This window comes from Cupriavidus sp. HPC(L) (assembly GCF_000307735.3).
Lineage (GTDB): Bacteria > Pseudomonadota > Gammaproteobacteria > Burkholderiales > Burkholderiaceae > Cupriavidus.
This window is the reverse complement of record NZ_AMPR02000060.1, coordinates 1-11,379: the sequence shown is the minus strand read 5'-3', so window position 1 is coordinate 11,379 and position 11,379 is coordinate 1. Positions and strand designations below refer to the sequence as shown.

Genomic DNA, 11,379 nt, shown 5'->3' with positions numbered 1-11,379 from the left:
GGCGCTGAAGCAGGCCTATCAGGAGGCCGCCGTGCCGGCCTGGCGCCGTCCCCATCTGCCGCTGCTGCGGGCCGGAGAGCAGATCGTGCTGGCCGCCGGGCTCGGCATGCATCGCCGCTGGCCCGACGCCGCGCCGGCCCCGCGCTGGCGGGTCGAATGGCAGGCGTGGGGCCCGGAGACCGGCTCGCCGCAGTGAGCGAGGCAGGACGCGCGCCTGTCGACCGCGCGCCGCATGCCGCCTACCGCACGGGACATCGCTCCCGCCAGGCTTGACAAGGCCAAACGGCCGCTATTCCGCCTTGCCGGGCGCCGGTGCTTGGTGTATTTTCAGTGGTTTTGCACAATCGCTGGCGTCGACAAGAAGATGGCTCTCATCGTTCACAAATACGGCGGCACTTCGATGGGTTCCACGGAACGCATCAAGAATGTCGCCAAGCGCGTGGCCAAGTGGCACCGCGCCGGTCACCGCGTAGTCGTGGTGCCTTCGGCCATGTCGGGCGAGACCAATCGCCTGCTGGGACTCGCCAAGGAGATTTCGCCGCAGCCGGATCCGCGCGAGCTCGACATGCTGGCCTCGACCGGCGAACAGGCCAGCGTCGCGCTGCTGGCCATCGCGCTGCACGGCGAAGGCATCGACGCGATCAGCTATACCGGCTGGCAAGTCCCGGTGAAAACCGATTCGTCGTACACCAAGGCACGCATCGAATCGATCGACGATGAGCGCATCCTGGGCGATCTCGACGCGGGCCGCGTGGTGATCGTCACCGGCTTCCAGGGCATCGACGCGCTGGGCAATATCACGACGCTGGGCCGCGGCGGCTCCGATACCTCGGCCGTCGCCATCGCCGCCGCGATCGAGGCCGACGAGTGCCTGATCTATACGGACGTGGATGGGGTCTACACCACCGACCCGCGCGTGGTCGAAGACGCGCGCCGGCTCGATCGCATCACCTTCGAGGAAATGCTGGAAATGGCCAGCCTCGGTTCCAAGGTGCTGCAGATCCGTTCGGTGGAATTCGCCGGCAAATACCGCGTCAAGACGCGCGTGCTGTCGTCGCTGACCGATCCCCTGATGCCGCTCGAGCAGGAAATGCATTCGGGCACGCTGATTACTTTTGAGGAAGACCCAGACATGGAAGCAGCCGTCATCTCCGGCATCGCCTTTGCCCGTGACGAAGCCAAGATCACCGTTCTCGGCGTGCCCGACAAGCCCGGCATCGCCTACCAGATCCTCGGTCCGATCGCCGACGCCAATATCGACGTCGACATGATCATCCAGAACCAGTCCGTCGAGGGCAAGACCGACTTCACCTTCACCGTGCCGCGCGCCGACTATCAGCGCGCGCTGGGCATCCTCAACGACGGTGTCAAGGCGCATATCGGCGCAGGCAGCGTGTCGGGCGATCCCAAGGTATCGAAGGTGTCGGTGGTCGGCGTGGGCATGCGCTCGCATGTCGGCATCGCCAGCAAGATGTTCCGCACGCTGTCGGAAGAGGGCATCAATATCCAGATGATCTCGACCTCGGAAATCAAGATCTCCGTGCTGATCGACGAGAAGTACATGGAACTGGCCGTCCGCGCGCTGCACAAGGCGTTCGAACTGGAACAGGCCTGAATTCCGGCGCGTTCGCGCGCCGGCTCTGGCGAGGGCAGGCAAGTGCGGTGTCATCGATTCGTCGTTGACCAATTGCTGCACCCTCGCTAGAATACGCGCTTCGTTGTGCGGCCTCCCTCGCACAACGCAAGTTTGGGAGACGTGGCCGAGAGGTCGAAGGCACTCCCCTGCTAAGGGAGCATCCGGGCCAAAACCTGGATCGAGGGTTCGAATCCCTCCGTCTCCGCCAGTACATCGGTACATGGCGGCGGAACCCCGGAAGATCGCGGTCTTCCGGGGTTTTGTTTTCTGTGGCCCTTCATTTTGTGGCCCTTCATTTCGTGTGCAACGTGCCGCAGGCTACCGCGCCTGGGACAACGAAGGTCGGTCGCGATGGCTCTGTTTTGGAGGCCATGCGCGTTCGGGCTCGCCCGCATCGCGCGAGGCGGGCCTGCTGGCCGCATCGGCATCGGCATCGGTCCCGACCAGCTGCACCGTCCGCACCGGCACTCCAAACTCCACACCCAGCTTGCCCAGTTCCGTCACCATCGCCAGATTGATCGACTGCTGGATATCCATGTACAGGTTGTAGTCCGGATCGGTGACGAAGTAGACCACCTCGAACTCCAGCGCGCTTTCGCCGAAGCCCTTGAAATGCGCGCGGTCGAAGCGGGTTCTGCCTGCCGCGACGACGGCCGCCTTGACGATCTCCGGGATGCGCCGCAGCGTTTCCGGCGGCGTCTGGTATGTCACGCGGAAATTGAACTGGATGCGGCGTTCGGCCATGCGCTTGTAGTTGTGGATCGTCGTCTTCAGCAGTTCGGTATTGCTGCAGACGATCTGCTCGCCGCTCAATGCGCGCAGCCGCGTGGTCTTCAGGCCGATGCGCTCGACGCTGCCGGCGATGTCGCCGAACACGATGAAATCGCCGTTCTCGAACGGTTTGTCGAGTCCAATGGCCAGCGACGCGAACAGGTCGCTGAGGATGTTCTGCACGGCCAGCGCCACCGCCACGCCACCGACGCCGAGGCTCGCGACGAAGGCCGTGATATTGACGCCCATATTGGCCAGCACCGCGAGCAGCAGCACCGACCACAGCATCACGCGCATGCCCCATGCCATCACCGTGGTGAACACGGGATTGTGGGCCGAGGGTCCGCTACCGGTCAGGCGGTCGTACGTCCATAGCGTGACGGCATGATTGATCCAGATCGCGATCTGCAGCCCGATCAGCAGGAACCACAGATGGCCGATGCGGCTGGCCCACTTCGGCGGCAGATCGAGGAAGTCGACGGCGATCAGCAGCGCGGCAAGCAGCAGCACGAAGCGCGACGTATGCCGCAGCATGTCGGCCATGCGGTCGATGATCACCGGCCGCGTGCGGGCCGCGAGCCGGTCCAGGCGTGCGCCGGCGAAGCCCAGCAGCGTGACCAGTACCAGATAGCTGACGACGGCCGCGATGCCGGCATGCAGCCAATTCAGGGCCGGGATACCCAGGAAGACGTTCAGATCGAGCCATTCCTTCATGCCTTACCTCCTGTGCCGAGACGAACGCATGGGGTAGGGGCTTGCAGGATTGATGCCACTGCGCGGCCCGGCATCGGGGCCCGAGCCACACGGGGCGTGGAATGGGTCTATTTCAACGGATCCCGGCGCGACCCTCCGTGACGGCAGGACTGATGCGTTGCGATGGCCGCAGGCAATCGACCTTCGAAAATTCAAACGAGGGCATCGCTGACATGGTGCTGATGGCGGGCAGGCCGCGGGATGGAATCCCCTACAATCGGTTCACCGCATCCAACAATCAGCGGCGGGCACGCGCGATGCAGAGCGATCCATGATCCGCGAGCGCGACCGACCCCAAGGAGACACCGAGCATGTTCACCCCGTGCCCCACCGAACGCAGCCGCGTCATTGCCGATCGCGTCGAGCGTTTTGTCCGCGATGTCGTCGTCCCCTATGAAGCCGATCCCCGCTGCACGGCGCACGGGCCGACGAACGAACTGATCGACGAGATGCGCGCGAAAGCCCGCGCGGCGGGCGTAATGACACCGCATATCCTGCCCGACGGTTCGCATCTGACGCAGCTGGAAACCGCGGCCGTGCTCAAGCGCTCGGGCCTGTCGCCGCTGGGACCGGTTGCAGTCAATACGATGGCGCCGGACGAGGGCAATATGTTCCTGCTCGGCAAGGTCGGCACGCCGGCGCAGAAGCAGCGCTTTCTCGAGCCGCTGGTGCGCGGCGAGGCGCGTTCCGCCTTCTTCATGACCGAGCCGGCCGAGGAGGGCGGGGCCGGTTCGGATCCTTCGATGCTGCAGACCACGGCGACGCAGGACGGCGGCGACTGGGTCATCCGCGGCCGCAAGAAGTTCATCACCGGCGCCGAAGGGGCGCAGGTGGGCATCGTGATGGCGCGAACCGGCGACGGCGAGCACGCGCGGGCGACGATGTTCCTGGTGGATCTGCCGCATCCGGCCATTCGCATCGAGCGCGTGATCGACACCATCGACAGCTCGATGCCGGGCGGCCATGCGCAGATCCTGCTCGACGACCTGCGCGTGCCGGCCGACCAGGTGCTCGGCGAGGTCAACGAGGGCTTCCGTTATGCGCAGGTGCGTCTGTCGCCGGCGCGGCTGTCGCACTGCATGCGCTGGTTTGGCGGCACGGTGCGCGCCGACGAGATCGCGCGCACGTATGCCACCACGCGCAAGGCCTTCGGCAAGCTGCTGATCGACCACGAAGGCGTGGGCTTCATGCTGGCCGAGAATCGGATCGATCTGCAGCAGGCCGCGCTGATGATCGACTGGTGCGCCGGCGTGCTCGACGGCGGTGCGGCGGGCACGGCGGAGAGCTCGATGGCCAAGGTCGCGGTGTCGGAGGCGCTGTACCGCGTGGCCGACCGCTGCGTGCAGATCATGGGCGGCCTGGGCGTGGCGCGCGACACCATCGTCGAGCAGATCCTGCGGGAGGTGCGGGCCTTCCGCATCTACGACGGTCCGACCGAGGTCCACAAGTGGTCGCTCGCGAAGAAGATCAAGCGCGATACGCTGGCCGGCACGCCCGCGCGCTGAACGTCGCGAGATGCCGTCGCGTCCCTCACCGGTCCAGCGCGCCCTTGCCGTGCTGCGCGCGCTGTCCGACCCGGAAGTGCGCCGCATGAGCGATGTCGCGCGCGCGACCGGGCTCGATCCCGCCACCGCGTCGCGCATGCTGGACCTGCTGGTGCAGGAGGGTTTCGCCACGCGGGACGAGATGCGCCGCTATGGCATCGGCCCGGAGATCTTCCAGCTGGCCGACGTCGCGCAGCGCCGGGCCGAGCTACGCAAGCTGGCGCGGCCTGCCCTGCAGCGGCTGGTTGAGGCATTCGGCGATACCGCGGTGCTGACCGAGGCCAGCCGTGGCGAGGCGGTGTGTTCGGACGTGCAGCCAGGTACCGTCGCTCAAAGCGCGAACTACGTGTCGGTCGGCACGCGCCGGCCGCTCGGCGTCGGCGCGGGAAGTCTGGCGGTGCTGGCCTGGCTGCCGGCGCCCGAACGGGCGCATCGCCTGCAGCAGACCTCGCGCAAGCTTGCCAACTATCCGCGCCTGGACGCGGCCGCCATCGCAGAAGAAATCGAGGCGGCCCGTGCGCGCGGGCACGTGATGTTTCTGGACTGGGTGGTGGAGGGCATGGGCGGCATCGCGGTACCGATCCTGGACGACCAGGGGCGCCCGATCGGCGCGCTCAGCGTGGCGGCGCAGACGGTACGTTTGCGCGCGCGCGAAGCGGTGCTTGCGCGGCGGCTGAAAGCCGAAGCCAGCCGTATTGCCAGCGCATGGACCGGAACGGCGCTGGCCGCGCAGGGCGAACGAGGCCGCGTGACGGCGGTGCGCCTATCGCGCCGGCCCGCGCAACAGCGGCGCTAGCTCGTCCGGAATCTCGACGTCGAAGCGCAGCACCGCGCTGGCCAGCGCCTTGCCATAGTTGTCGATCGCCAGGCTGCGCGACACGCCGCCGCCGAGCGCGCCCTCGGCGACGAAGTTGAGCACCTGCAGTCCGTCGACCTCGTAGCGGGTCACCTGGCCCGTGATCAGCGTGCCGTAGCACGACCTGAACGCCGCCGCGGTCAGTTGCGCCTTGATATGCGGATAGAACTCGGGCGCGTAGGCGATCACGGCCGTGTTCGAGGTGTTGCCCTTGTCGCCGGAGCGGCTATGGGCCAGACGCCGCAGGGGTACACGCATGACGCTTCCTTACAGATAGTGAATCTCGGAGCGGATCAGCGCGCGCGGCACCAGTGCCGACCAGACGCCGATGATCTCGCGGGTGCGGTCCTGATGCGGCACGCGCTTGCCGGTCGATGCCAGCCCACAGACCGCCATGCTGTCGATCTCGCGGCCGACCTTGGCGGCTTCCTCGCGCGTGCGCGTGCGCGCCGCCACGCGTACCGCGATCTCGTTCGGCTCGCACGCGGGTTCTGGCGACGCGGCTCCATGCACGGCGTTGACGCCGAGAAAATCGATGCGCAGCTCGTCGGCCTGCAGCTTCGCGATGGCAAAGCGTTCCTCGAGGATGCGCCTGGCCAGCTTCGCCTTTTCCAGGCAGCCCGGTCCCGCATAGAAGAACATGTCTTCACCGATATGGCCCTCGGTGCAGCCCAGCGATACCTTCAGCGTGTCGGTGGCCGGCAGTCCGCCGACACCGCTGACGCGCACGCGGTCGGGCCCAACCTGTTCCAGCACCGCGCTCGAGAAGTCGACGATCGCGTCGGGCGTGAGATAGCGGCGCGGATCGTGGACCTCGTAGAACATCTGCTCCTTGACGGTCTGCAGGTCGATGCGCCCGCCGCTGCCTTCAACCTTCGCGATCACCGCGCTGCCGTCGGCCTCGACCTCCGCGATCGGGAAGGCGAGATTCCACGGCTCGGGCACGTCCTTGTAGCCCGGATCGCCGAAGTAGCCGCCGGTCACCTGCGCGCCGCATTCGAGCAGGTGGCCGATGGCGCTGCCGCGTGCGAGACGGGTCGCGTCGTCGGTCGACCAGCCGAAATGCGCGATCATCGGCGCCAGGAACAGCGAGGGATCGGCCACGCGGCCGGTGATCACGATCTGCGCGCCGGCGCGCAAGGCTTCGACGATCGGCGCCGCGCCCTCGTAAGGCTCCGCGCTGATCAGCGTGCCGCGCAGTGAGGACACCGGCGCGCCGCTCTCCAGCAGCGTCAGGTCGAGATCGCAGATGCTGCCGGTCAGGTCGGTGGTCGTGATCGCCGCGATCTTGACTCCCGGCAGCCCGAGCTCGTCGCACAGCTCGGCGACGCGCCGGGCAGCTCCCAGCGGATGGATCCATCCCTGATTGCTGACGATGCGCGTGCCGTTGGCGATGCAGTGCGGCAGCACCGCGCGCATGCGCTCGTCGAGATAGGTGTCGTAGCCCGCGAACGCCGGGTCGCGCCGCTTGCGGACCTGCGCGGCCGAGACCGTGGCCTCGGCCATCGTTTCGAAGCAGAGATAGTCGAGCTTGCCGAGGCGCGCCGAGCGTTCTGCGGGTTCGACGCGATCGCCCCACCAGCCCGATCCCGAGCCGATGCGAAGGGTGCTGCTGCGAGTCATGGTGTCCGTCATGCCTGGGTCCTTCTTTGCTGCGGTACGTGTCGTGCGTGCCATACGAGCCGTACATGCACGACGTGCGGTACGTGCAGTACGCGCGGTACGTGCGATACGTGCAGCACGCTCATTGGGCCTTGATCCCCGCGCTGCGAATCACGCGCGCCCACTTGTCGGTATCCGCCTTGATCTGCGCCGCGAACGCCGCAGAGCCTTCGCCGCCGGGCTCGGCGCCGAGTTCCTGGATGCGCTTGCGCACGTCCGGCATCGCCAGCACCTTGTCGACGGCCTGCTGCAACTGGCGCACGCGCTCGGGCGGCGTGCCGGCCGGCGCCAGCAGGCCGAACCACGAATTGACCTCGTAGTCCGGCAACCCCGACTCGCGCACCGTCGGCACCGACGGCAGTACCGAGGCGCGCTTGACGCCGGTGACGGCCAGCGCCTTGATCTTGCCGCCCTGGATCTGCGCCAGCGCGGACGGCAGGTTGTCGAACATCAGGTTGACCTGACCGGCCAGCAGGTCCGTCATCGCGGGCGCCGCGCCCTTGTACGGCACGTGCTGCATCTTGACGCCGGCCATCATGCTCAGCAGCTCGCCGGACAGATGCGGCGAGCCGCCGGTGCTGGTCGACGCGTAGTTGATCTTGCCGGGCTCGCGCCTGGCGAGCGCGATCAGGTCGCCGATGGAGTTGGCCGGCAGCGTGCTGTTGACCAGCAGCACGTTGGGCGAATTGGCGACCAGCGTCACCGGCGCGAAGTCCTTCGCGCTGTCATACGGCATGCGTGGATAGATGAACTGGTTGGTGACCTGCGTGCCGAGCGTGCCCATCAGCAGCGTGTAGCCGTCGGCGGCGCTGCGTGCGGCCGCCTCCGCGCCGATGTTGCCGCCCGCGCCGGGGCGATTCTCGACCACCATCGGCTGGCCGAGTGCCTCGCCGGTTTTCTGCGCGACCAGCCGCGCCAGGATGTCCGTCGTGCCACCAGGCGTGAATGGGACGATCAGCCGAATGGGCTTGCTGGGAAAGGCCTCGGCCGCGCTCGCGGACAACGCGGGAACGGCCGCGGCGCACAGCATCGCCATCGCGGCGAGCAGGGCGCGCCGCGCAAGGGAATGACGCTTCATCGGTTTGTCTCCTCGGCGCCAAGGCGCGCGCTGGTTTCGTCAATGGAAACTCTGTGCGGCACAGGGTAGGGCGGCGCCGAAAGCAGCGTCAAACGAAGCGATCAGATTTTCATTGGATGAAAATTCTGGTGTGGGGGGAGCTGGGTTCCGTCGCGCTACACCTTGCATCGGCGCCAGGCGCGTTCGGCATGCAGGTACGTTCAGCGCGCCGTCGCCGCCATCAGCGACATCCCACCCACCAGCACGAGACTCAACGCCCAGGCGGCGTCGGTATTGATCCAGCTGCGCGAGACCAGCGCCAGGCCGACGTGGCGATACGCGACCCATGCCATCGCGCCGCCGCCCGCGATCATCGCCGCGGTGTGGACCAGCGCGACGAGCACGGCCATGCCGGCGTTGCCGAAGGCGAGCGAGGCCGCGGCCTGATGGCCCGCGTCGGCCCCGGTGCCGCAGAGGCCGAGATAGAGCGGCACCAGCATCAGCCCCGCCCCATGGGCCAGCGCGATCGCGAAGGACCACAGCGCCAGCCGCGACGGCGGGATGCGGGCGAGCGCGCGTGCATGGCGGCGCCGCGCCAGCAGCGCGATGCCATAGCCGATCACGAGGGCGGCGGCGACGAAGCGGATCTCGCGCTGCCAGGCGGCCAGCGACGCGAGCAGGCCGAACGGGAGCGTCAGGGCCATCACCGCGCCGGCATGGCCGAGGCCCAGATAGCCGAGCGCGGCGAACACCGCGTCGTCACGCCGCGCCATCAGGCCGTTCGACACGGCCAGCGGCCACCCCATCGCGGGGCTCAGGCCGTGATACAGGCCGCTGACCATCACGCCGGTCCACAGGCCGGCCTGTTCCCACGTCATCGCGGTCCGACGGACGGATAGCAGAACGAATCGGTCGAGCAGTCGCCGCCTTCGAGGCGGATCTGATGGGCGCGGTAGCCCACGGGGAACTCGACCCAGAAGTCGTCGGCCAGCGTCAGGCCGCCATCCGGATCGGCATGGGCCATGACCTGGGCCGCCGGCACGCCGTCGGGATAGAACTGGTTGTCCCAGCTGGAGTAGAGCGAGTTGGACCAGTAGATGCGGCGGCCATCGCGGCTGATCTCGACCATCTGCGGTCCCGCCGCGAACGCCTTGCCGTTCGGATGCGGCGTGCGGCGCGCGATGCCACCCAGATGGACGGAACCCGTCAGCCGTGGCTTGCGCGGGTCGGTGACGTCGTACTGGCGCATCTCGCCGGTGCCCCAGCACGACACGTAGAGAAAGCGATCGTCGAGCGACAGGTCGATGTCCGTCACCAGCGGCGGCACGGCGCCGAACCCCTGCAACATCGGCGGCAGCACGTCCGTGGCGGCCGGTTCGGCAGGAATCGTCGCGGTCTTCTCGGCGTGGAATTGCCCGTCCTCGCGCCACCACGTCCAGATCGATCCTTCGAGATTGGTGGTGTCGACCACCACGCCGACGAAGCCGTATTCGCGCACCGGGTCGTGGGCGGGGCGCACCTCCAGCGCCATCTGATGCTGCGCGCCGAGGTCGATGGTCTGCACATTGCGCCGCGCGCGCAGGTCCCAGAAGTGCAGGCGATGGCCATAGCGGTTGGACAGCAGGTCCTCGGGCACCAGGCCGTTCTCGAACTGCGGCGGCAGCGCCCATTCGCTCGACACCATGTAGTCGCGCGGCAGGTTCCACCAGAAGTCGTAGTGCTTGTCCTGCGGGCCGCGGTCGATCTCCCAGCGGCCCAGCACGTCGAACGTCTCGCAGTCCATGATGAAGATGCCGGGCGCGCCGTCGGTGCCATCCTTGCCGGCGCCGCCGAGCGTGCTGACATAGATGCCCTCGGGGCCGCAATGCACGGTGTGCGGCCGCGAATACCCGGTCTTGCGGAAGATCTCGTCGGGCTCGATCACGCGGTGGATCGCCGCCTGGGTCGGATGCGGTTTGGTGTCGACGATATAGATCCGCGACGAGCGCATGCCGGGGATGATCAGGAAGCGCCGTTCCAGAAACGCGTGCCCCGTCAGCGGGGACAGCGCGGAGGAGCAGGCATTCCAGCCGAAGTGGTGCAGCTCGTCTCCGCGATGGGTCATCGCCACCGTATGCACGACCTGGCTGTAGGTCGGCGAGCCAGGTTTGACGTCGATGACGGCCAGCGCATCGGGCTGCGAGGCATCGGGGCTCAGCATCACCGTGTAGGCGTACTCCTCCGCCGGCGCTTGCATCGCCAGTGCGGGCGACGCGTGGAATGTGGGATCTGGCCGCAGGCTCATGGAAGTCCCCTTCTTGCAGCGATGTGCCGCGCGAACCTATCTACACTAGGTCGCGACGAAAGGGGCGTCAACGAAACCGGGGCCTGCCGCTACGACGGATTTCGCATGAGCTTATGCGCGCTTGCCGCCGCCGCCGCGCCTTACACCACCTTGCCCGGATTCATCAGCCCGAGCGGGTCCAGCGCCTGCTTGATCGCCCGCATCATCGCGAGTTCGACCTCGCTCTTGTAGCGCCGATTCTCCTCGCGCTTGAGCTGGCCCAAGCCATGCTCGGCGGAGATGGAGCCATCGTACGCATGGACGCTGTCGTGCACGATGCGGTTGATCGCATCCTGATGCGCGAGGAAGGCGTCGTGGTCCTGTCCCGCCGGCGGCGACACGTTGTAGTGCAGGTTGCCGTCGCCCAGATGGCCGAAGGTCACCATGCGCACGCCGGGGAAGGCGGCCTGCAGCTGCGCGTCGGTGCTGGCAATGAAGTCGCCGACGCGCGAGATCGGTACCGCGATGTCGTGCTTGATGTTCTTGCCTTCCTCGACCTGCGCGAGCGGGATGTGCTCGCGCAGATTCCAGAAGTCGCGCGACTGCTGCACCGATTCGGCAACCACCGCGTCGGCGACGATGCCGGCCTCGAAGGCCGCTTCCATCAGCGTTTCGAAGGTCGCGCGCGCGTGCTCGGCGCTTTCGCTGTCGGATAGCTCGAGCAGTACCACCTGCGGATGCGGCCGGTCGAACGGGTAGCGCAGCTGCGGATAGTGGCGCGTCACCAGTTCGAGGCACATCGCCGACATCAGTTCGAAGCCGGTCAGCATCGCGCCG

11 protein-coding genes and 1 tRNA gene are annotated in these 11,379 nt (G+C 67.4%); 5 read left to right on the top strand and 7 right to left on the bottom strand.

The window, feature by feature from the left end; translation table 11 throughout:
* The 3 genes from tilS to B551_RS05200 form a co-directional block, all read left to right on the top strand.
* A partial coding sequence (gene tilS, locus B551_RS05210; protein WP_043437501.1) for a tRNA lysidine(34) synthetase TilS occupies positions 1–196 on the top strand: 196 nt, incomplete at its 5' end.
* A gap of 168 nt (positions 197–364) precedes the next feature.
* Entirely contained in the window at positions 365–1,615 is a 1,251-nt protein-coding gene (locus B551_RS05205) for an aspartate kinase (RefSeq protein ID WP_006577422.1), read from the top strand.
* Positions 1,616–1,750: 135 nt separating this feature from the next.
* Positions 1,751–1,844: transfer RNA gene (locus tag B551_RS05200), tRNA-Ser, on the top strand.
* Positions 1,845–1,954: 110 nt separating this feature from the next.
* Here B551_RS05200 and B551_RS05195 read toward each other — a convergent pair.
* Positions 1,955–3,121: a mechanosensitive ion channel family protein gene (locus B551_RS05195; protein ID WP_006577421.1), complete on the bottom strand. Its 1,167-nt coding sequence runs from the start codon at positions 3,119–3,121 to the stop codon at positions 1,955–1,957.
* Between the two features lie 350 nt (positions 3,122–3,471).
* Between B551_RS05195 and B551_RS05190 the strand changes: the two genes are divergently transcribed.
* Positions 3,472–4,665, top strand: coding sequence for an acyl-CoA dehydrogenase family protein (locus B551_RS05190; RefSeq protein WP_006577420.1), 1,194 nt, complete (start codon positions 3,472–3,474; stop codon positions 4,663–4,665).
* A 10-nt stretch (positions 4,666–4,675) separates the two neighbouring features.
* Entirely contained in the window at positions 4,676–5,500 is an 825-nt protein-coding gene (locus B551_RS05185) for an IclR family transcriptional regulator (protein WP_006577419.1), read from the top strand.
* Here B551_RS05185 and B551_RS05180 read toward each other — a convergent pair.
* The 6 genes from B551_RS05180 to B551_RS05155 form a co-directional block, all read right to left on the bottom strand.
* Positions 5,468–5,818 (bottom strand): hypothetical protein, encoded by a 351-nt coding sequence (locus B551_RS05180; protein WP_006577418.1) that lies wholly within the window; start codon positions 5,816–5,818, stop codon positions 5,468–5,470. The genes B551_RS05185 and B551_RS05180 overlap by 33 nt on opposite strands.
* 9 nt (positions 5,819–5,827) lie before the next feature.
* Positions 5,828–7,183, bottom strand: a complete 1,356-nt coding sequence (locus tag B551_RS05175; RefSeq protein ID WP_043437503.1) for an acyclic terpene utilization AtuA family protein — start codon at positions 7,181–7,183, stop codon at positions 5,828–5,830.
* A gap of 121 nt (positions 7,184–7,304) precedes the next feature.
* Positions 7,305–8,300, bottom strand: coding sequence for a tripartite tricarboxylate transporter substrate binding protein (locus B551_RS05170; protein WP_006577417.1), 996 nt, complete (start codon positions 8,298–8,300; stop codon positions 7,305–7,307).
* Positions 8,301–8,500: 200 nt separating this feature from the next.
* Positions 8,501–9,157, bottom strand: coding sequence for a hypothetical protein (locus B551_RS05165; protein ID WP_023263608.1), 657 nt, complete (start codon positions 9,155–9,157; stop codon positions 8,501–8,503).
* Entirely contained in the window at positions 9,154–10,563 is a 1,410-nt protein-coding gene (locus B551_RS05160; RefSeq protein ID WP_023263607.1) for a selenium-binding protein SBP56-related protein, read from the bottom strand. Before B551_RS05160 ends, B551_RS05165 begins: the two co-directional genes overlap by 4 nt.
* A gap of 140 nt (positions 10,564–10,703) precedes the next feature.
* Positions 10,704–11,379: FAD-binding oxidoreductase (locus tag B551_RS05155; protein ID WP_023263606.1), on the bottom strand; the 676-nt coding region annotated here is incomplete at its 5' end.